The sequence below is a fragment of the Salibacterium sp. K-3 genome (assembly GCF_054052005.1).
Genome location: NZ_JBSVZE010000003.1, coordinates 304,925 through 325,243, shown reverse-complemented (window position 1 = coordinate 325,243; position 20,319 = coordinate 304,925). Strand labels below are relative to the sequence as shown.

At 47.6% G+C, this 20,319-nt stretch carries 18 protein-coding genes; 13 read left to right on the top strand and 5 right to left on the bottom strand.

Features of this window, described 5'->3' with window-relative positions; all coding sequences use genetic code 11:
- Positions 1 to 11 precede the first annotated feature (11 nt).
- Positions 12 to 506 (top strand): DinB family protein, encoded by a 495-nt coding sequence (locus ACW9JV_RS17115; RefSeq protein ID WP_457336670.1) that lies wholly within the window; start codon positions 12 to 14, stop codon positions 504 to 506.
- Positions 507 to 521: 15 nt separating this feature from the next.
- The gene (locus tag ACW9JV_RS17110) at positions 522 to 1,637 is read left to right on the top strand and encodes a cupin domain-containing protein (RefSeq protein WP_457336668.1); all 1,116 of its coding nucleotides are present in this window, start codon (positions 522 to 524) and stop codon (positions 1,635 to 1,637) included.
- Between the two features lie 93 nt (positions 1,638 to 1,730).
- Here the strand turns inward: ACW9JV_RS17110 and ACW9JV_RS17105 are convergent, their stop codons facing one another.
- The 5 genes from ACW9JV_RS17105 to ACW9JV_RS17085 form a co-directional block, all read right to left on the bottom strand.
- Complete coding sequence (locus tag ACW9JV_RS17105) at positions 1,731 to 2,117, bottom strand: 5-carboxymethyl-2-hydroxymuconate Delta-isomerase (protein ID WP_457336666.1); 387 nt, start codon at positions 2,115 to 2,117, stop codon at positions 1,731 to 1,733.
- 14 nt (positions 2,118 to 2,131) lie between these two features.
- A complete protein-coding gene (locus ACW9JV_RS17100) occupies positions 2,132 to 2,872 on the bottom strand; it encodes a fumarylacetoacetate hydrolase family protein (RefSeq protein WP_457336664.1) in 741 nt (246 codons plus the stop codon).
- A 17-nt stretch (positions 2,873 to 2,889) separates the two neighbouring features.
- Entirely contained in the window at positions 2,890 to 3,636 is a 747-nt protein-coding gene (locus ACW9JV_RS17095) for a fumarylacetoacetate hydrolase family protein (protein ID WP_457336662.1), read from the bottom strand.
- Between the two features lie 284 nt (positions 3,637 to 3,920).
- The gene (locus tag ACW9JV_RS17090) at positions 3,921 to 4,553 is read right to left on the bottom strand and encodes a GntR family transcriptional regulator (protein WP_457336660.1); all 633 of its coding nucleotides are present in this window, start codon (positions 4,551 to 4,553) and stop codon (positions 3,921 to 3,923) included.
- Positions 4,554 to 4,602: 49 nt separating this feature from the next.
- Positions 4,603 to 5,523, bottom strand: coding sequence for a LysR family transcriptional regulator (locus ACW9JV_RS17085; RefSeq protein WP_457336658.1), 921 nt, complete (start codon positions 5,521 to 5,523; stop codon positions 4,603 to 4,605).
- A 165-nt stretch (positions 5,524 to 5,688) separates the two neighbouring features.
- Between ACW9JV_RS17085 and hpaE the strand changes: the two genes are divergently transcribed.
- The 11 genes from hpaE (at position 5,689) to ACW9JV_RS17030 (ending at position 20,305) form a co-directional block, all read left to right on the top strand.
- Positions 5,689 to 7,209, top strand: a complete 1,521-nt coding sequence (gene hpaE / locus ACW9JV_RS17080; protein ID WP_457336656.1) for a 5-carboxymethyl-2-hydroxymuconate semialdehyde dehydrogenase — start codon at positions 5,689 to 5,691, stop codon at positions 7,207 to 7,209.
- Positions 7,210 to 7,238: 29 nt separating this feature from the next.
- Positions 7,239 to 8,714: a 4-hydroxyphenylacetate 3-monooxygenase, oxygenase component gene (hpaB, locus tag ACW9JV_RS17075; RefSeq protein WP_457336654.1), complete on the top strand. Its 1,476-nt coding sequence runs from the start codon at positions 7,239 to 7,241 to the stop codon at positions 8,712 to 8,714.
- Positions 8,715 to 8,727: 13 nt separating this feature from the next.
- Positions 8,728 to 9,708, top strand: coding sequence for a 3,4-dihydroxyphenylacetate 2,3-dioxygenase (gene hpaD / locus ACW9JV_RS17070; protein WP_457336652.1), 981 nt, complete (start codon positions 8,728 to 8,730; stop codon positions 9,706 to 9,708).
- A 27-nt stretch (positions 9,709 to 9,735) separates the two neighbouring features.
- Positions 9,736 to 11,181, top strand: a complete 1,446-nt coding sequence (locus ACW9JV_RS17065; protein WP_457336650.1) for an aldehyde dehydrogenase family protein — start codon at positions 9,736 to 9,738, stop codon at positions 11,179 to 11,181.
- 12 nt (positions 11,182 to 11,193) lie between these two features.
- On the top strand, positions 11,194 to 11,670 hold the full coding sequence (locus tag ACW9JV_RS17060) for a flavin reductase family protein (RefSeq protein ID WP_457336648.1): 477 nt from the start codon (positions 11,194 to 11,196) through the stop codon (positions 11,668 to 11,670).
- A 15-nt stretch (positions 11,671 to 11,685) separates the two neighbouring features.
- Positions 11,686 to 12,561 (top strand): adenylyltransferase/cytidyltransferase family protein, encoded by an 876-nt coding sequence (locus ACW9JV_RS17055; protein ID WP_457336646.1) that lies wholly within the window; start codon positions 11,686 to 11,688, stop codon positions 12,559 to 12,561.
- A gap of 126 nt (positions 12,562 to 12,687) precedes the next feature.
- Positions 12,688 to 13,905 carry an ROK family transcriptional regulator gene (locus tag ACW9JV_RS17050; protein WP_457336644.1) on the top strand — a complete coding sequence of 406 codons (1,218 nt, stop codon included), beginning with the start codon at positions 12,688 to 12,690 and terminating at the stop codon, positions 13,903 to 13,905.
- A gap of 178 nt (positions 13,906 to 14,083) precedes the next feature.
- Entirely contained in the window at positions 14,084 to 15,736 is a 1,653-nt protein-coding gene (locus ACW9JV_RS17045) for an amidohydrolase (RefSeq protein WP_457336642.1), read from the top strand.
- A 55-nt stretch (positions 15,737 to 15,791) separates the two neighbouring features.
- Positions 15,792 to 16,865 carry a TAXI family TRAP transporter solute-binding subunit gene (locus ACW9JV_RS17040; RefSeq protein WP_457336640.1) on the top strand — a complete coding sequence of 358 codons (1,074 nt, stop codon included), beginning with the start codon at positions 15,792 to 15,794 and terminating at the stop codon, positions 16,863 to 16,865.
- 71 nt (positions 16,866 to 16,936) lie between these two features.
- Positions 16,937 to 18,907 (top strand): TRAP transporter permease, encoded by a 1,971-nt coding sequence (locus ACW9JV_RS17035; RefSeq protein WP_457336638.1) that lies wholly within the window; start codon positions 16,937 to 16,939, stop codon positions 18,905 to 18,907.
- Between the two features lie 39 nt (positions 18,908 to 18,946).
- Positions 18,947 to 20,305: an aspartate aminotransferase family protein gene (locus ACW9JV_RS17030; RefSeq protein WP_457336636.1), complete on the top strand. Its 1,359-nt coding sequence runs from the start codon at positions 18,947 to 18,949 to the stop codon at positions 20,303 to 20,305.
- Positions 20,306 to 20,319: the final 14 nt, after the last annotated feature.

Genomic DNA, 20,319 nt, shown 5'->3' with positions numbered 1-20,319 from the left:
GAGGAATTGTCATGAAGGATGGGAAGGCCTATGCCAACCTTATAAAAGAAAAACTGGAGTTTTTTCCGGAACACGCTTCTTCTATGGAAGAGGAGCAAATCCGTTGGAAGCCCTCGGAAGAAGAATGGTCGATTATGGAACTGCTTTGCCACGTGGAAGAGTTTCCGTTATATTTCACCAACCAACTAGTAAACGTTGTGGATGGAAAGAACGAAACATGGGGCCGGAATGTGAAACATGAAGGCAGGCTACAGGCAGTGAATGCGGCTGATCAAAGAAATGTCGGCGATGTATTGAAAGGGATGGAAGAAACGAAAAAAACAACGGTATCCCGTTTGGAAAGAATGAGTGCGGAAGATTTGCAAATCGAAAAGCCGCACAACATTTCAAAATTCGGCACGAAGTCGATGGAATTTCTTGTCGAGCATTTTCTGGTGGAACATTTGGATACACATCAAAACCAGTTTAATCGAATTGTTTCTCAATATGAAGACAGAAACCAATAATGGAGGAGGATTATAATGGCGGAGACGAATGCATTTATGGAGAGTCAGGTCGTAAAAGATTTTAATAAGAAGATTGAAAAGAAAAGTCTGGGACCGCTCTGGAATGCAATTCCAGAGCTGGTCAGCAAAGAGCCGAAACCACTTGCCGTTCCGTATTTATGGAAATGGGAAACGCTCCGTAATTATTTAATGGAAGCCACAGAAATTTTCACTCCGGAAAGAGGCGGGGAACGCCGGGCCATCTACTTGCAGAATCCAGGCCTTAAAGACCGCGAACCATGGGGCTGGGGAGCTGCCACCCAAAACATTTATGCAGCGGTACAGCTTATTCTGCCAGGGGAACAAGCCCCTTCCCACCGCCATACCCAAAGTGCTCTTCGTTTTATCATAAATGGAGAAGGTGCATACTCTGTTATTAACGGCGAGCGCATGTATATGAATGAAGGAGACTTTGTGGTAACCCCGCAGGGGATGTGGCACGGCCATGGACATGATGGAGATGAACCGATGTTCTGGATGGATGTGCTGGATATTCCGTTCATTTATGCCACCGGCGGCACCTTTTTTGAGGGGCACCCTGAAGGTATGGAACCTGCGGTTTACCCCGATAATTATTCAAGCAAGCATTACCAGGGCGGTCTTGTACGGCCGAAAGCCGACCGGAAACCGAAAAAAGCTCCGGTTGGAGCATATACTTGGGAGCAGACAAAAGATGCTTTGGACGGCATGATGGAGTTTGAACCGGACTCTTTTGACGGCCATGCGGTAGAGTTTATCAATCCGTCGAACGGAGAGCCTGCGAATGCCAATATCGCTGCCTGGCTCCAGCGGCTCCCGGAAGGATATCATTCCAATGCTCACCGTCATACGAATTCTTCCATTTATTTTGTGCATGAGGGAGAAGGCTGCACTGTTATTGATGGGGTGAAATTTGAATGGGCAAAGGGTGACTTATTTATTGTCCCAAGTTGGTGCTGGCATGAACATGTTAATACGGGAGGAAAGAATGCTCACCTCTTTTCCGTGCATGACACACCAATTATGGAGCATTTCAATCTGCAGCGGGAAGAAGAGTATAAAGACAATAACGGTAAACAAAATATAAAAGAAACCTTCCAGCCGGATGAATAAAAACATTCAAGGCCCAGCTTGCAATGAGCAGCTGGGCCTTGAGTTGCTATACATGTTCTGCATCGTTATAACCCCACGGGAGACGAAGGGGGATTATCTCTTATACCGTGGATGGATGTTGTTTTTCTTATAGGTCCCGCCTTCGCCGAATTCCTGCAGTTCGAGGGAGAGAGCCAGGTACCGTTTCTCAAATAGATCGGAGAAATGCGTCTCCATCACTTCAAATAATTTCTCAGAAATCATCGTCTTGTCTTCCTTCGACCGGCCGCCGCCGATTTTCAGCATGGCGTGGACGAAGGCATCGTCTTCGGTATCATCGGCGATGACGTAGTCGTTCAGCTCGATGGCGCGCGACCGGACCCCTCCGACAGGAAAAAGGTCGGGGTGGGCGGTCAGCACCTCATTGATTTTTTTCAGAAGGGCGCGGATGTCGCCGTCTGCTTTCAGGTTATCGGTATATTCGACGATGAAATGCGGCATGAGTGGGTTCCTCCTTACGCGTGGCGGATGTAGTTGGTCAGGGCGCCGATTCCTTCGATTTCGGTGACGACCGTATCGCCGGCATGCACCTGATCGAGCCCTTCCGGTGTGCCGGTCAAAATGACATCGTTAGGATTCAGGGTCATAAAGCTGCTCAAGTATTCAATCAGATCCGGAATCTTGAAAATCATGTCGGCTGTCGTCCCTTCCTGGGTCAAACGGTCGTTGATGTAGGTTTTCAGCGTTAGATTCATCGGATCGCCAATATCGTCGCGGTCGACAAACCAGGGGCCGAGCGGGGTGCACGTATCCCGGTTTTTCACGCGCAGGTTTGGGCGGTAATAGTTTTCGAGATAATCGCGGATGGCGTAATCGTTACCGATGGTGTAGCCGGCGACATAGTCGTAGGCGTTTTCTTTTTTTACATTTTTGGCAGTCCGGCCGATGACGACACCCAGTTCGCACTCATAGTGCATGTTTTCCGCTTTCTGCGGGCGCTTTGTTTCGCCGCGGTGGCCGATAAATGTGTTCGGGCCTTTCAGAAAGACAAGCGGTTCCTCAGGAGCTTTAAAGGAAAGCTCTTTGGCGTGGTCGGCGTAGTTCAGGCCGAGGGCAAAGGTAGTCTGCGGCTGCACCGGAGGCAGCCATTCTACGTCTTCTTCATTCAGAAGGCGTCCATCTTCCAGTTTGATGCTGCCGTTTTCCTCGACGGCATCGTGAAGAACGCCGCCTGCAGCGACTCGTGCTCGTTTCATGATTTGTGCCTCCTCCTTTATTGAATCGTGTTTTCGAGTGTGCCGATCTGTTCAATGGTAACCTGGACGTTATCGCCTTTCTGCACGCGCGGGGGGCGGGCCGGTGTGCCGGTGAGCAGCACATCTCCTTCATACAGGGTCATGAATTCCGTGACGTCAGCTAAGAGCCGGGGAATGGAGCGTACCAATCCGGCAGTGGAAGCTTTTTGTTTTGTTTCGCCGTTCACCTTCGTTTCGATCGTAAGCTGATCGGGATCCGGCACATCAGCTTTATCAACAATCCAAGGTCCGACCGGGCAGAATTTATCCCGTGCTTTCTGTTTGATGGGAGGACGGTGGAAACTCTCGAATGGCAGGCTGATATCATTTGCAGCCGTAAATCCGTCAATATACTCCCATGCGTTTCCGGGATTTACCTGTACGGCTGTTTTTCCGATCACAATGCCAAGAGATGCTCCCGTCTGGAGTTCGTTTTCGTCTTCGGGCATCGGCACCGGATGCTGGTGCGGGTTCAGTGTGTTCACTGGTTTGATGTAAAGCACTGGAGCTTCCGGCGGTTTGTTGTACGGTTTTTCGTGAAGAGCATCTCCCAGTTCATCCAGTTCTTCCTTATAATTCAAAGCTGCGCCGTACACAGTCCCGTTCACCGGAACGCGCCATGTCACGTTTTTGTCCGGCAGGCCGCGGACGTCGTTGGTTTCGGGATGAACGTCCAGCGCTGCAGGATGTATTTTCTCGTTGTAAATCCCCTTGGCAGTTACCATAGTCTTCACTCCTTTATTCGTGATACGAAAACGCATTCACTATATAATATATTTAATAATATATGATTTTGATTAAAAGTTCAAATAAAGAACAGTTTCTATATAGTCATATCCCTGCCGAAATGAAATGGGCAGAAGCGGAAGGCGGCGACTCCTGCGGGAAGAGCATGAGGCGAAGACACCGCAGAACGAGCCGGTCAGGCTCGTTTGAGGAGGCTGAGGCCATGCCCGCGGAAAGCGTCCACCTGCAGCGAATGCTTCTTTAACTTTAATGCTTGCTATGTTTACGCTCTGTTTTCGTATGCATCCAGTGTGTTGAGTTTGTGCTGCCGGGCAAAGGCTTCAACGGCATCTTTTGTCGGCGGATCTTCGATGAGATCGATCAGCTGATCATGCTCTTCCACCGAATGCGGCGCGCGCATCGGAAAATAGGCAAAGCCGGCAGTACGGACGGTATCGAGCTTTTCCCAGGACGCTCGGATGTCTTCGACGAGAAGCTGATTCGGACAGTGCGAATATATCGCAAAATGAAACGACTTGTTCAGTTCGCTGAACCTGTTTAAGTCATACTGCTGGAGGCACTCTTTCATATTGCGATTGATCTCTTTAATTTCTTCGATATGTTCGTCTTTCATGTGACCGATGCTGAGTTTGGTCGCATAACCCTCCAGCACAGCAAGCATTTCAAGCGTCTGCTTATAGACTTTCTCGTCGATCGACAGCACAAGTGCTCCGGCGTTCGGCCGGTATTCAATCAGATTGTCGGCTTCGAGCCGGCGGATTGCTTCCCGAACTGGAATGTGGCTCGATCCGACCTCTTTGGCGATCTGGTCGAGAATAATGCGCTGGCCGGGGGCATAGGTGCCATCCAGAATTCTGTCTTTTATAACGGTGTACGCATATTTGGTCTTGTTCATCTTTTTTTCCATAATTTTATTATATATTTTTTTATATATAATATCAAATCTAAAGGTGCTGTCCGCCTGCTTTTCCGTCCGGGTAGAAAGACGATTCAAACAAATCGATAAAACGCTGTGCCGCCTTCGTTAAATAGCGGTCCTTATTCCATATAATAGCAGGATCGGCCGTGACCGAAAAGTCATTAATGTTCATGACCCGGATGTTTTCATAAGAAAAAGCATACAAGGTGGATTTTGGAATAATGGTAGCACCGAGTCCCGCAGCGGTTAACGACAACAGCATCGAGGCATCCGGACATTCGCAGATGACATTCGGTTCATTGCCGTGGCGCCGGCATTCGTTGACGATCAGCTCAAACTGCCCGGCCCCGCTGATACGGTGCAGCAGCATCAGCGGCATCTCTCCGATTTCTTTCATATCCACATTTTTGCGGTGTGCGGCAAAGGTATTCCATTCTCCGGGAAGAACGAGAACATAGCGTTCCGATGGCAGCGGCAGCATATGGAATTCTTCCGGATCGACCGGCAGGCGGACGACAGCAAGCTCGATCTCGCGGTTCCGGATGCTTTCGGCAAGATAGAACGTATCGCCTTCGCGGAGTTTAAAAATGATGTGGGGATGCCGTTCGCGCATCTGATTCATCTGTTCCGGCAGAAAAGAAAAGCAGGACTTATTCGATCCGATCGTCAGGGTGCCGCGGATGCCTTCATCGATTTCCTGCACCTCGGTAACCGTATCTTCAAGATCATGCATAATCTTCAGCGCTTTATGATAGAGAATCTTTCCGGCTTCGGTTAGTTCGATGTTGCGGCCGTTTTTCTGAAACAGGTCAATGTTCAGTTCCTCTTCCATGTTTTTCAGCTGCTGGCTGAGAGGCGGTTGTGCCATATGAAGGCGTGCAGCCGCTCTGGTGACCTGCCCTTCTTCTGCCACGGCACAGAAGTAACGGAGCTGTCTGATATCCATACCTGTCCCTCCCTTTTAAAATGATAACGCTTTCCTGTAAGTCCATCATATACGAATAACGTATGGATTATCAATATTATTAATATTTTTCATATATACAAAGGCATGCTATCTTGAAGGTGCAGGTTATTTGAAAGCGTTAACAACAAGGAGGTATCCTTCATCATGGCTGATTCACGTCTCCAGGATGTCAGTGAAGCAGGAAAACAGGTAATTGAATCGATTTCTGATATTCCATTGTATATCGACGGCACATTTGCAAGTGCTGCGTCCAACGAAACGTTTGACAATATTTCTCCTTTTACGAACACAAAAATCAACAGTGTGGCTTCCGGCGGTGAAGCGGATATTGAAAAAGCCGTAAAAGCTGCGCGGAAAGCCTTTAAGGGCGAATGGGGAAACCTGAAACTGAAAGAACGGCTGAACTACATTTACAAAATCGCGGATCTGATTGATGAGCATATTGATGAGATCGCACCTCTTGAGTCTTACGACACCGGGCTTCCGCTCAGCCAGACGAAAAAAATGGTGGCCCGCGCCGCCCAGAACTTCCGTTTTTATGCGGAAATGGTATCGAGCCGGCTGGTTGGGGAGGTTTATCAGGTTGACGATGACTTCATCAACTACACGATTCATAAACCGGTCGGCATTGCAGGCCTGATCACGCCGTGGAACGCACCGTTTATGCTTGAAACATGGAAGATTGCACCCGCTCTTGCAACCGGTAACACAGTCGTGCTGAAGCCGGCGGAATGGTCGCCGCTCACAGCCAACCGGCTTGCTGAAATCATTGATAAGGCGGAGCTGCCGGACGGAGTGTTCAACGTCGTGCACGGTTTCGGGGAAACAGCAGGTGCGTCGCTCGTTGCCCACCCGGATGTTGAGCTGATCTCCTTTACCGGCGAAACGACCACCGGTGCGGAAATTATGAAGAACGGTGCCGACTCGCTGAAGCAGTTCTCGATGGAGCTTGGCGGCAAGTCACCAATCATTGTTTTCGATGACGCTGATGTCGAACGGGCGCTGGACGCTTGTACATGGGGCATCTTCTCCTTCAACGGAGAACGCTGTACCGCCAACTCGCGGCTGTACGTTCATGAAAACATCGCTGAGTCATTCAAGGAACGGCTGAAGGAACGGGTGCACAACATCATCGTCGGTGATCCGATGAAAACCGAGACCCAGGTCGGACCGCTCATTCATACAAACCACTATGAAAATGTGAAACAATATCTTGAACTGGCGGAACAGGAAGGCTGTGAAGTCGTCAGCGGCACGGTACCAGAAGAGATGAAAAGCGGGAACTTTATCGCACCTACTGTACTTTTGAACGCCGACAACAGTATGCGCGTTGTGCAGGAGGAAGTGTTCGGTCCGGTCATAGCCGTGATGACATTCAAAGATGAAGAAGAAGTGATCGAAAAAGCGAACGATGTCCGCTACGGCCTCGCCGGTTACGTCTGGACGAAAGATATCCAGCGCGGCCACCGTGTCGCCCAGAAAGTCGATTCCGGCATGCTCTGGGTCAATTCCCAGAACGTCCGCGACCTCCGCACACCATTCGGCGGGTCAAAGCACAGCGGCATCGGCCGGGAAGGCGGCCATTATGCGTTTGAATTCTACACCGAAGTCCAGATTATTCACGTCGCGTTAGGCGACCATCACATTCCGCAGTTCGGAAAATAATAGATTCCAGTATAAAGGAGGAAACACCAATGCCAGCAAAAACAGGAGCCGAATACAAAGAAAGACTCAGACAGGCGGGCAACAATGTGTATATCCACGGAGAGCGCGTCGAAGATCCAACCACGCACCCGGGCTTTAAGAACGTGATTGATTCGATGGCCCGGCTGTATGACCTTCAATACGAAAAACCCGAGAAAATGCTTTACACGTCGCCGACCACCGGCGAAAAGGTGGGAATGACCTTTTTCCAGCCGCAGACGATCGATGACCTCGTGAAACGCCGCGAAGCGATTCAGGAATGGGCCAGGACATCCGGCGGCATGCTCGGCCGTTCCCCGGATTACCTGAACGCTGAAGTAATGGCGATGGGTATTGCCAACGACCTGTTCGCCGAAGATGATCCGATGTTTGCCGAGAACGCGAAAAACTACTATGAGTATGCAAGAGAAAATGACATCAGCCTCACCCACACGCTGATTCATCCACAGGTGAACCGGCAGAAAGCGCAGCATGAACAGAAAGACGCCAACGTGGCCCTGCATCTGGTGGAAAAACGTTCCGACGGCATTATTGTAGACGGCGCCCGGCTGCTTGCGACCCAGGGCGGTATTACCGATGAAATTCTCGTGTTCCCGTCGACGGTGAAAAAATCCGGAGAGCACGACGATCCGTATTCCCTCGCATTTGTCGTGAAAAACAACACGCCCGGCCTGAAATACATCAGCCGTGAATCCTTCGACTATGGAAAAAGCGAATGGGACCATCCGCTCAGCAGCCGTTTTGAAGAAGGAGACGCCATTGTTTACTTTGACCACGTCTTTGTTCCATGGGAAAACGTCTTTGTATGCGGCAACTCCTCGATCTGTAACCGCACGTTTATGGAAACGAATGCGGTGGTGCACATGTCTCATCAGGTTGTAGCCAAAAACGTCGTAAAAACGGAATTCCTGCTCGGTGTCGTGCTGAAGGTGATGGAATCCATTGGTATTGACCAGTTCCAGCACGTCCAGGATAAAGGAACCGAAATCATGCTCGTACTCGAAACGATGAAATCCCATCTGTTCCGCGCCGAACAAAACGCAACGCTTGATAAATGGGGAACGATGACACCGGATTTTGAAGCGCTGAACGCGGCAAGAAACTGGTATCCGAGAGTTTATCCGCGTCTTGTGGAAATTCTCCGTATTCTCGGCGCATCCGGTTTGATGGGTATTCCGACGGAAGAAGACTTCCACAACGAAGAAATCGGACACCTCGTCAACCGCGGCCTGCAGGCGAAGAATCTCGAAGGTTATGAAAGAGTGAAACTGTTCCGTCTGGCCTGGGATATGACAATGAGTGCATTCGGCAGCCGGCAGATGCATTATGAATATTACTTCTTCGGCGATCCAGTCAAAATGGGCATGTCCTATTTTGAACAATATGACAAAGAGCCGTACAAACAATACGTGGAAGACTTTTTGGACAGCGTGAAATCGTCCAAACCGGACTTCTCCAACATTTAAGGGGGGAATCATCATGTACTTTGATATTATCCGGTGCGGGCGGGCGGTCCTGCACGTCACTGATCTGGAAAAGTCGAGAGCGTTTTATGACGCGCTCGGCTTTATTGAAACCGATTCCGATAGCGAAAATATTTTTTTCCGGGGGCTGGAGGAACACAATCACCACAGTCTATGGCTGAAAAAGAAAGCCGAGCCGGCGCTTGAAGTTATCAGCTACAAAGTTCGCTCGGAAGATGATCTGGATGCTTTGGCACGCTTCTTTGAATCGCAGCAGCGGGACGTCATCTGGATGGAAGCCGGATCCCAGAAAGCACTGGGACGTTCTCTCCGGGTGATGGATCCAAGCGGCCTGCCGGTAGAGTACTATGCCCAGATGGATACCGCAGAGCGGATGCTCCAGCGCTACGATGTGTACAAAGGCGCCAAAGTCCAGCGGATTGATCATTTTAACTGTATGGTGCCGGATGTTGAAGGAGCGCACAATTATTATATCGATGAACTTGGCTTTGCCTGCTCGGAGTATACGGCCGGTGAAGAGGAACGGATCTGGGCGGCGTGGCTGCACCGGAAGCCGAGCGTCCATGATGTGGCGTTTATGAATGGACCTGGGCCGCGGCTTCACCATGTCGGTTTCTGGCTGAAAGATCCGATGAGCCTGATTGACGGCTGCGACTACCTGGCCGCTAAAGGGTTCGCCCCGAGTATTGAGCGCGGTCCGGGACGCCACGGTTTGTCGAACGCCTTTTTCCTTTACCTCCGTGATCCTGACGGGCACCGCATTGAGCTCTACAACGGCGACTACCTGACAAGCGATCCGGACTTCAAACCGATCCGCTGGGATCTGAACGACCCGATGCGCCAGACCTTCTGGGGACATGAAGCACCGGACAGCTGGTTTGAAGAAGCAACCGAAGTCCTTGATATTCATTCAGGAAGCAAGCAGGATTTGCAGGACCCACTTTTGAAGAAAAGAAAGCCGAATTTTGTAACCTGATAGAAAGAAAGGATATGGTGGATTACAATGCTTAAACATGAAATCCCTGCTTATCAAGCTCTCTTTTTGAATGGAGAATGGAAAGAACCAAAAGAATACAAGTCGTTATACGCTCCTTTTGATCAGCAGGAACTGACAAAGATTCCGTCAGCCGGCGAAGACGAAGCGGAAGCTGCCGTGCAGGCAGCAGTAAAGGCAAAGCCTGCCATGAAGCAGATGCCTGCGCACCAGCGCAGCACGATTCTTTCCAATCTGGCCCGCCTGCTGGAAGAAAATAAGGAGCGGGCAGCGGAACTGATTGCGCTCGAAGCCGCAAAACCTATTGCGACAGCGAGAGGTGAAGTGGCCCGGACGATTCAGACGTACACGTTTGCTTCCCAGGCAGCCAGCGGGCTGTACGGGGAAACACTCCCGATGGACGCGGCTCCCGGCGGGGAAAACCGAATTGGTTATACCACACATGAGCCGCTCGGCGTGATCGGTGCCATTACTCCGTTTAACTTTCCAATGAATCTCGTGGCCCATAAAGTCGGCCCGGCGATTGCGACCGGCAACACGATCGTGTTGAAGCCGGCCTCCCAGACACCGCTGTCGGCATTCTTCCTGGCACAACTGCTGGAAGAAGCGGGGCTTCCTGCGGGAGCATTGAATGTCATGACCGGAAGCGGCCGCGTGATCGGCGATAAGCTTGTCACAGATGACCGGGTCAGTATGATTACGTTCACCGGCAGTCCGGAAGTCGGAAAGCAGATCCGCGGCCGGGCAGGCCTGAAAAAAACAACGCTTGAACTCGGTTCCAACTCGGCTCTCATCGTGGATGAAAATACGGACCTCGATCAAATCGTGCCGCGCTGCGTACAGGGAGCGTTTGCGTTCCAGGGGCAGGTCTGCATCTCTTTGCAGCGGATTTATGTTCACGATAATATATTCCGGACGTTTGTCGATAGATTCACCGAAGAAACGAAAAAACTGAAAACCGGTGACCCACTGGACGAAGGAACGAACGTATCGGCGATGATTTCACCGGATGATGCCGACCGTGCATTGTCCTGGATCAAAGAAGCACAGGACAGCGGAGCCAATGTGGAAACGGGCAATACAAGCGAAGGAAACGTCGTTCTGCCGACCGTTTTGACAGGGGTGCCGAGCGATCAGAAAGTATCCTGCGAAGAAGTATTCGCGCCGATCGTCCTGATCAACAGCGTGTCATCGGTGGAAGAAGCCATCGGGGAAGTCAATGATTCCAGGTACGGGCTGCAGGCCGGTATTTATACACGGGACATCCAGAAAGCCATGAAAGCGTCCGAACAGCTTGAAGTCGGCGGTGTATTGATTAATGACTTTCCAACCTTCCGCGTCGATCATATGCCGTACGGCGGTGTGAAAGAGAGCGGAACGGGCCGGGAAGGCATCAAGTACGCGGTGGACGAAATGACAGAGCTCAAGCTGACTGTCATCAACAATAATTTTTAACGAGGTGATAACATGGATGATCGTATGTTTAAGGCAGCGATGGGGAAATTCGCCACAGGGGTAACGGTCATTACGACAGAAGTCGACGGTCAGGTCCATGGCATGACAGCAAACGCCTTTATGTCTGTTTCGATTGACCCGAAACTGGTATTGATATCTGTTGCCAACAAAGCCAATATGCTTGATTTGATCAAACAGTCCGGCCAATTTGCTGTTAATATTTTATCGGAAAGCCAGCAGGATAAATCCATGATATTTGCCGGACAGCTGAAGGACCGGGAAGTGGAATTTGAACGATTTGAAGGATTACCGGTCATCGAAGACTCCCTGGTGACGCTGGCCTGCGATGTGCATCAGACGCATTTAGCCGGAGACCACACTCTATTTGTCGGCGCGGTGAAGAATCTTCAGCTGCAGGACAGCCAGCCGCTGACGATTTATGAAGGGAAATATAAGGACATCAGCGATAAAGCAGCCACTGAAGTGTAAACGGGAGGGACCGTCATGAGAACCATTCATGTGCAGCATCCAATAGAGAAAACCATACAGGATAACAGCGAACCGTGTGTGATGGCACTAGGCTTTTTTGACGGTGTGCACCTGGGCCATCAGGAAATCATCAAAACAGCGAAAACCATCGCAGATCAGAAAAACCTGAAGCTCGCTGTCATGACCTTTTTTCCTCATCCAAGTACGGTTATCAAAAAAGGAAATCAGATAACCCGCTATATTACGCCGCTCTCCGTGAAGGAACGAATGTTTGAAAAGCTCGGGGTCGACCTTCTCTACATCACAGCGTTCGACATGAACGTGGCCAAAGTGCCGCATAAAGACTTTGTCGATGATTACCTGTACGGCCTGAAATGCCGCCATGCAGTCGCCGGCTTTGACTACACGTACGGGTTCAAGGGCGAAGGCAACATGGCGCAGCTGAATCTTGATGCAGACGGCCGTTTTGGGGTGACAACGGTGGAAAAACTGGAGAAGCATCATCAGAAGGTCAGCTCCACCCTTCTCCGCCAGCTGATCACGACCGGGCGGGTCGAGCATATTCCGAACTATCTCGGCGGCCGTTATGAAATACAGGGGATTCTCCGCCGGGAAGAGCATCGGTACCGTCTCTATATCGACACGGACTATCTTCTTCCGTCGCCGGGATCCTATGAGGTCACTCTTAAGAGCGGCACGGTGGTTACGAAAGGCATGTGTGAAGTGAAGTCCGGCGACAAACCGGGAGAACTGACCCTGCATACCTTTTATGATCTGCCGTTTAATGTTGACACGCCGGTGCAGCTGTTATGGGAAAACTTTATTGCCGATTACGACATGGATGCGTTCCACGCCCAGCTTCCGTTTGATGAACTGGAATTGAGTATGTAATTAGTAAAAGCTCTCATTGCTTTATGCAATGGGGGCTTTATTATTGGAAAGAACGACCCTCTTTTGACTAAATTGATAAAAAGTTTTATAATATATTTTCACAAAATTTAAAAAGAAGGATGTTTTATGCTCAAAAATATACTATCAACTACCACACAAAAAGGTCTTAATCTGAGAGTACTCTATCACTGCATTAGAAACGAAAGCGAATTAACAAGAGCTGAGATAGCCGAACGGACAGGGTTGAAACTTAGTACCTGCGCACGATTGATTGAAGAACTGATAGAAATGTGGTTGATATATGAAAGCGGGGAAGCAGAATCCAGCGGGGGACGGAAACCGAAAAAGTATTCGATTGAACCATCTGTTAATTACCTGATTGGAATAGATATATCCAGAACGTTTTCCAAAGTTTTATTAATGCAGCTGGATCTGCAGATTCTGGAAGAAGAAAAATTTAATATGGATGAAACCAGCAGTCCTGAGATAATGATCGGTAAGTTTATTGCTTGTATTCATACTCTGCTGGAGAAACGCGAATTGTCCATTAATTCCATTCTGGGAATAGGGATTGGAGCCATCGGTCCATTGGATATTGAAAAGGGGCTTATTAAGAAACCACTTCATTTTCCTGCGCCCGGCTGGGAAAATGTGCAGATCACGAAAATACTAAAAAAAGAATTTAATACAGAAGTGGTTCTGGATTACGGTGAAAATACCGCTCTTGATGCAGAGCGACGGCACGGTGCTGCGAAGGAAAACAAAAGTGTGGTGTATATCAACAAAGGTGTCGGTATCCGGCTGGGCCTGATGCTGAATAAAGAAATTCTTCGTTCTTCAGGAGGAGATAAAGTCGGAGCTTTTGGCCAGGGGCATATGGTGGTGGATATACACGGGAAAAAATGTGCCTGCGGCAATTACGGCTGTATGAATGCTTACTCCACGATTCCAGCGTTAGTGGAAGATGTGCAGGACCGTTTGAAAGAAGGGCGCCCATCCCTTCTAAAACCAGATAATGCGTCAGACGTCACATTCCCGGAAGTATTGGAAGCTGTAGAAAAAGGTGATAATTTATGTGAAGAAGCGGTGAAACATGCAGCCTATTATTCTGCGGCGGGCTTGGCAAATATTATTATCATTTTTCATCCGGATAAAATTATATTAAGCGGACCAATGTATAGATATTTAGATTTATATTACCGAACAGTGATAGAAAATGCTGAAAAACGGTATAAAAAGTTATTTCCTCAGCTGGAAGTAGCTTTCAGCCAAGGGGAGCTTGGTGAAAATGCAGCAGGAATCGGAGCCGGAAGTCTCGTTTTGGACTACTTGTTGTCTCCATAAGAAGCATCCAAAATGGAATCAAGGGTTTGAACAACCTGTTTATAAGTGCTTTTTTATTGATATATATATTGATTTATAAAAAACTTTTGACTGAATTGATATAAAGTATTATAATTTCAGATAAATAGATAAATTCTAAAAACTTTAGATCATTGTAATGAAGGGGGAGGATATTCTGGTGAATGTATCTGCAGATAAAGTATTAATAAATGGAAAATTTTATTGCGGGGGAAAGGAGCAAAAGTTCACAGATGCTGTAGCAATAAAAGACGGAAAATTGGAATTATTAGGAACATTTGAAGCAAAAAAGTTAATCGGCGCTGCAACAGAAGTGGTGAATTTAGAAGGGAAGATGGTGCTGCCGGGTTTTATGGATCCTCATATTCATGCACTTCATGGTGGATATAAAAAACTATTTGAGTGTAATCTCCCGGAGGGTGATGAGGTAAAACTCGACGATATTTTGGAAGCGATTTCAATATATGTGAAACAAAATCCGGATAATGAGTGGGTTGTTGGAGGAAACTGGGCATTTGGGATTCATTCTCAACTCTCCAAAGAATTGCTGGATAACATTGATTCCACACGACCGATGGTATTCTTTGACTTCAGCACACACAATGCATGGGTGAACAGTAAAGCGCTGGAAAGAGCAGGGATTGATAATAAGACACAAGAGCCGGAAGGAGGTCACTTACCAAAGAATGAGAATGGGGAACTAACTGGGCTGCTTGTTGAGAATGCATGTAATTTAATTGAGCCATTTCTCCCGTATAGAAAAAGAGAAGAACTATATAAAGCGGGAGTATGGGTATCAGATTACTTGAATTCAAAGGGCATTACAGGCATCAAAGATCCAGCAGTGGATGAAGAGTTGTTAGAAGTTTATGCAGCACTGACGGATGATAAAAAGTGGAATGTGAGAACAGGAACCCACTTAATGTGGAAATGTGACTACGGAAATAATATTCCATACGAAGAGCAGAAGAACTTGGTATACAGACGGTGGGACTATGAACGGGATAACCTGGATACCAATTATGCCAAAATGTTTCTTGATGGTGTTCCGGCTTATAAAACAGCTGCTTTCCTTGAACCTTATCCAGGAGAAGAAGCAGAAAACCATGATCCTTTAGAGATGTTGTTAGTAGACCCGGAAGTTTTAAAACAGGATCTTATCGCATTGGATCAGGCAGGAGTGACTGTCAAGATGCATGCGACAGGTGATGCCGCGGTGAGAGCTGGCCTGGATGCCATAGAGGAAGCCCGTACAGCTAATGGAAACAGCGGTCTGGTCCATGAAATAGCTCACAATGGCTTTGTTGATGAATCAGATATTCCTCGTTTTCGGCAGTTGCGCGCGTGTGCAGAGTTTTCTCCAACGTTCTGGTATCCAACGGCATTTCAAGAACAAAAAGCGACTTTACTGGGACAGGAAAGGGTGGCCGGAACATTTCCCGTAAGAAGTGTTTACCAGACAGGTGCTTTGGTTGTACGAGGTTCTGATTGGCCCGTTGCTTCTCCTGATCCGTGGATGGCGCTTGAAACGTTAGTGACTAGAAAAAATCCATTCATGGATCATGATGAAATCTTGAATGCGGCGGAAAGGCTTACTTTAGAAGAGGCGCTGGAGCTTTTTACGATAAATGCTGCTAAAACATTAAATGTGGAGCATAGGACCGGATCTATAGAAATTGGCAAAGCGGCAGACCTCATCGTAATAGATAGAGATCTATTTCATATCCCGCCGGAAGACATCCACAATGTTCGTGTTTGTCAAACCTTGTTGGATGGAGAAGTGGTTTACGACATCAATGAAAAGAAAGAATGACAATTTAAGGATATTATGTTTTAAAGTGAAATTATTTATAGAAAAGAGGTTTAACATGAATTTTTTAAATAAAAAAATCAGGTTGGCTGCTGTCCCCTTCATCGCATCTTTTCTGTTGTTATCGGCTTGTGGAGAGAGCAGTAGTAACGAGAATGCTGAAGGATCTTCAGGTGGTGATTCGAGTATTGATATAGCAACCCTTGCTGAAGGGACAGCCTTTCACGTGTCCGGATCCGGCATTGCCAGTTTAATAGGGGAGGAAACTCCAATAAATGCGACAGTGAACCCTTATTCGGGCCTGATGACATGGAAACAAATGATGCATGAAGGTGATGTGGATTTTGGTATCACTCAACGAGGGCTGGCCAGTTGGGCTTATACAGGATATGAAGAATTTGATATTCCGCAGACTGACAATGTACGAACCGTTGTATCGGGTAATTTCACGAATTTGACAGGGTTGGCGGTTCAGGAAGATTCAGGGATAGACAGCCTGAAAGACTTGGAAGGGAAAAAAGTGGCGGCAGGTTATGGCGGTGATCCAGGAACAGACAGGCTTGCAGAAATTCCGTTACTTAGTGTGGGTTTGTCATTTGAGGATGTAGAAACTGTACAGGTCGCAGATGCCCCTTCCGGAGTGGAGGCTTTGCGCAATGGCAGAGTGGATGCTGCTTTTGTAGGGGTGCCGACTCAGGGGACAAATCTGGAAGTCGATGAAGCAGTTGGCATAAAAGCATTGAATTTAGGGGGAGTATCACCTGACAATATTGATGATTTTCCGCAGGATTTCAAGGAAAGAATGCAGGAATTGAATCCAGGACTAAAACCTGTAGCTTTTCAAGGCGGATTAATTGAAGAGGAAAAAGTGATCTATGGATATCCGATTGACTTGCTGGCGGGTTCTCATGTATCGGAAGACACGGTGTATAAAATTACGAAAACGTTGTGGGAAAATTACGAGAAGCTTCATCAATATGGAAGCTGGCTGGAGGATTGGAACCATGATGTAATGTTCGATCCCAACCCGGGTGCTCCTTACCACGAGGGTTCGGTGAAATATTTTAAGGAAAATGATATTTGGACTGAGGAAGCAGAACAACATCAGCAGCAATTGCTGGAGGAGCAGTAATGAACAAACAAATATGGTGATTATGACGCAACAACTGGAAAAGACAGTATTCTTTTGAAAGGGACGATGAAATGGAACAAAGAGAATACTCGACAAACCGGGAACTTCATGGCTTTGTTTCAATGCTCTGGAAAAGTATTTTAATGCTCATTCCCATTACGGGCGTCCTGTTTATGCTTTCTGTGTACAGATACTTCGGTATGGACTTTTATCGGGAACAGTACGCGGGCGCGATTTTTGCATTAATTTTGGCAGGAGTGTTTATCGGTGTTCCGGCGGGCGGGAGAGCCGCTAAACACAAAGTTCCATGGTATGACTGGTTACTCACGCTGGCAGGTGCAGCGGTAGGGATGTACATCTTTATCTATTATCCTCAAATATTAATGAAGTTTGCGATGATAGATGCCGGTCGGTTGACTATGAGTGTTTTGGCGTTTGTGTTAATTCTGGAGGCGTTGCGAAGATTATTAGGTTGGACGCTTGTTATTATAGTGGGAGTCTTTTTTCTCTACGCCTTCACAGCACCGATGATGCCCGGACCTTTTCAGGGAGAAGCAACCTCTTTTGATCAATTAATGAATTATTTGTATTTAGACACGTCGAGTTTTTTAGATCTGCTTCGGCTGGCTGCAACAATGGGACTTGCGTTTATATTGTTTGGTCAGGTTCTGCTTCAGTTCAAAGGTGGAGAAATCTTTAACAATCTTGCTCTTACATTGTTCGGCAGATTCCGGGGAGGAGCTGCGAAAGCATCCGTTGTAGGATCCAGTTTGGTAGGGAGTATAACCGGAGGACCGGTGGCAAATGTAATGTTAACAGGAAATATCACGATCCCCTTGATGAAAAGAAATGGATATTCAAAAGAAGAGGCTGGGGCGATTGAATCCGTTGCTTCCACCGGAGGCGTGATTCTGCCTCCCCTCATGGGTATCGTAGCTTTTCTTATAGCAGATAATCTAGGTGTTCCATACCAGGAGGTAGCTATGGCTGCAGTTGTTCCGGCCTTTCTATATTATCTGTGCATCTTTGTACAAGTTGATTTTCGCGCAGCAAAAAAAGGGCTGGGAACCATTTCCGTAGATCTTCCATCCAAGAAAGATGTATTTTTCAAAGGAACATTGATACTTCCAATATTCGGAATACTTGTTCACTTCTTATTTATTGAAGGAAGGTCACCGGAAATAGCAGCGGTGTATTCGGCTTTTGCGGCTTTTCTTCTGCTTCTGATTCAAAAGGAGGCAAGACAGAATATACCTCAAAGGTTAATGAAAGCATTACAGAATACAGGTCAAATGATCCTGGAAATTGGGGTTATCCTGGCGGCTGCTGGTTTAATTGTAGGGATTATCAGAACAACAGGACTTGGATTTAATCTGGTTCAGGCATTAGTACAAGTTGGGCAATACGGCCTCTTCATTCTACTTCTGTCCAGTGCGGCTGTATGTATTGTATTGGGTATGGGAATGCCCGGAATCGCAGCATACTCCATTGTAGCAGTGCTGGTGGCTCCGTCTTTGGTGGAATTAGGAGTTACTCCCATTGCCGCCCACTTGTTCGTATTCTTCTTTGCGATTGTGTCCAATATAACACCTCCGATCGCTCTGGCATGTTTTGCGGCATCACCAATTGCGGGGGCAAATCCATATAAAATCGGCATGCAGGCGATTTCGTTTGGAGTTATGGCTTATATCGTCCCATTTTTATTTGTCTATGACCCGCTTCTACTCTTGAGTTATGAATGGACGCAGCCCTATGTAGATATTGGGTTATCAGTCATCTTAGCTGTTATTGGAAGCGTTGTTCTTTCGATCTGTTTTGTGGGGTATGCGTTTCATCCATTATCCATGATGCAGAGGTGCATTCTTGCGGGGGCTTCGGTCATGATGTTTGTACCGATCGGAGATATGCTTTGGAATGCAGCAGCCGGCCTGGTCGGCATTTGCATCGCAGCTGCTGTTTTTCTTGCAAACTATAAGTTCAAATCAAAACAGAAGAATCATTACGCAGAAGGACCTCTGGAAACAGACCAGTCTTCTATTTGAATTTCATAAAAAATGCAATGGAAGGGGAATTTGTCCGGAATGAAAGAGATAGATCAGCAACGGCTTTCCTCATTGATGAAAAGGGAGGAAGATCGCTTTAAAAAAGAGCATCCTGTTTCGCGCGATTATCATGAACGAGGAAAGAACTCATTGGTGCGCGGGGTGCCCATGCACTGGATGGATAATTGGCCGTCCCCTTTTCCTGTTCATTACAAAACGGCAAAAGGAGCCCATCTGACTGACGTCGATGAACGTCAATATGTAGATTTTTGTTTAGGGGATACAGGCGCTATGTTCGGTCATGCCAACGATATTATTTCGAAAGCCATACAGGAACAGGTCGAACATGGAAGTACAGTTATGTTTCCTTCCGAAGACGCCGCGATGGTAGGTGAAGATCTTCAGCAGAGGTTCGGTCTTCCCTACTGGCAGATGGCTACGTCTGCTACAGATGCCAACCGTTTTGCCATCCGGTTGAGTAGAATTAAAACAGAAAGAGATAAAGTTCTGGTGTTTAATGGAAAATACCATGGCTCGCTCGACGAAACACAGGTTTCCATTGATGAGGAAGGAAACATGGTACCGCAGCCAAGGGTCTCTCAAAATGCAGTAGACTTTAATAACACAACAAAAGTAATCGAATTTAATGATATCGATGCACTGGAACATGCGTTAAAAGATAGGGACGTGGCGTGTGTGTTGGCTGAACCTGTAATGACAAATGTCGGTATGGTCCCCCCTGATGATGGGTATCACCAAAAACTCCGGGATGTCACAAAACAAACTGGGACTCTCCTGATCATTGACGAGACGCATACGATATCGACCGATCACCGGGGTTACACTGGTGCATATGGATTGGAGCCGGATTTGTTCGTGCTGGGGAAAGCGGTGGCGGGAGGGATACCTGCTGCAGTATACGGCATGACAGAAGAGATGGCGGAAGTACTGGAACAGTATACAAACAAAGATGGATATGCAATCAGCCATTGCGGCTTTGGCGGTACATTGGCTGGAAATGTGTTAACTCAGCGCGCAGTAAAAGAAACCTTGAGTCAAGTGATGACCGAAGAAACCTATGCGCATATGATTGCGATGGCCCGGCGGTTTGAAGAGGGTGTTCGGGAAGTTATTAACGAAACAGCATTGCTCTGGCACGTAACAAGAATCGGAGCACGGGTGGAATACATGTTCAACGATACTCCTCCCGGAAATGGAGGAGAAGCTAAAAACATGCGTGATGCAGAATTGGAAGCATATCTCCATCTATTTCATCTGAACCGGGGAATCTTGATTACTCCATTTCATAGTATGGCTCTAATGTGCCCCTATACTACGAAAGATGATGTCGATCATCATACCCGTGTCTTCCGGGATTGTTTATTAGAGCTTGCTTGATTATAAAGGTGGTG

Excerpts from the sequence above, each read along its gene's own strand:
- ACW9JV_RS17115 (WP_457336670.1), top strand. The coding sequence starts at position 12 with ATGAAGGATGGGAAGGCCTATGCCAACCTTATAAAAGAAAAACTGGAG.
- ACW9JV_RS17110 (WP_457336668.1), top strand. The coding sequence starts at position 522 with ATGGCGGAGACGAATGCATTTATGGAGAGTCAGGTCGTAAAAGATTTT.
- ACW9JV_RS17105 (WP_457336666.1), bottom strand. The coding sequence starts at position 2,117 with ATGCCGCATTTCATCGTCGAATATACCGATAACCTGAAAGCAGACGGC.
- ACW9JV_RS17100 (WP_457336664.1), bottom strand. The coding sequence starts at position 2,872 with ATGAAACGAGCACGAGTCGCTGCAGGCGGCGTTCTTCACGATGCCGTC.
- ACW9JV_RS17095 (WP_457336662.1), bottom strand. The coding sequence starts at position 3,636 with ATGGTAACTGCCAAGGGGATTTACAACGAGAAAATACATCCTGCAGCG.
- ACW9JV_RS17090 (WP_457336660.1), bottom strand. The coding sequence starts at position 4,553 with ATGAACAAGACCAAATATGCGTACACCGTTATAAAAGACAGAATTCTG.
- ACW9JV_RS17085 (WP_457336658.1), bottom strand. The coding sequence starts at position 5,523 with ATGGATATCAGACAGCTCCGTTACTTCTGTGCCGTGGCAGAAGAAGGG.
- hpaE (WP_457336656.1), top strand. The coding sequence starts at position 5,689 with ATGGCTGATTCACGTCTCCAGGATGTCAGTGAAGCAGGAAAACAGGTA.
- hpaB (WP_457336654.1), top strand. The coding sequence starts at position 7,239 with ATGCCAGCAAAAACAGGAGCCGAATACAAAGAAAGACTCAGACAGGCG.
- hpaD (WP_457336652.1), top strand. The coding sequence starts at position 8,728 with ATGTACTTTGATATTATCCGGTGCGGGCGGGCGGTCCTGCACGTCACT.
- ACW9JV_RS17065 (WP_457336650.1), top strand. The coding sequence starts at position 9,736 with ATGCTTAAACATGAAATCCCTGCTTATCAAGCTCTCTTTTTGAATGGA.
- ACW9JV_RS17060 (WP_457336648.1), top strand. The coding sequence starts at position 11,194 with ATGGATGATCGTATGTTTAAGGCAGCGATGGGGAAATTCGCCACAGGG.
- ACW9JV_RS17055 (WP_457336646.1), top strand. The coding sequence starts at position 11,686 with ATGAGAACCATTCATGTGCAGCATCCAATAGAGAAAACCATACAGGAT.
- ACW9JV_RS17050 (WP_457336644.1), top strand. The coding sequence starts at position 12,688 with ATGCTCAAAAATATACTATCAACTACCACACAAAAAGGTCTTAATCTG.
- ACW9JV_RS17040 (WP_457336640.1), top strand. The coding sequence starts at position 15,792 with ATGAATTTTTTAAATAAAAAAATCAGGTTGGCTGCTGTCCCCTTCATC.
- ACW9JV_RS17035 (WP_457336638.1), top strand. The coding sequence starts at position 16,937 with ATGGAACAAAGAGAATACTCGACAAACCGGGAACTTCATGGCTTTGTT.
- ACW9JV_RS17030 (WP_457336636.1), top strand. The coding sequence starts at position 18,947 with ATGAAAGAGATAGATCAGCAACGGCTTTCCTCATTGATGAAAAGGGAG.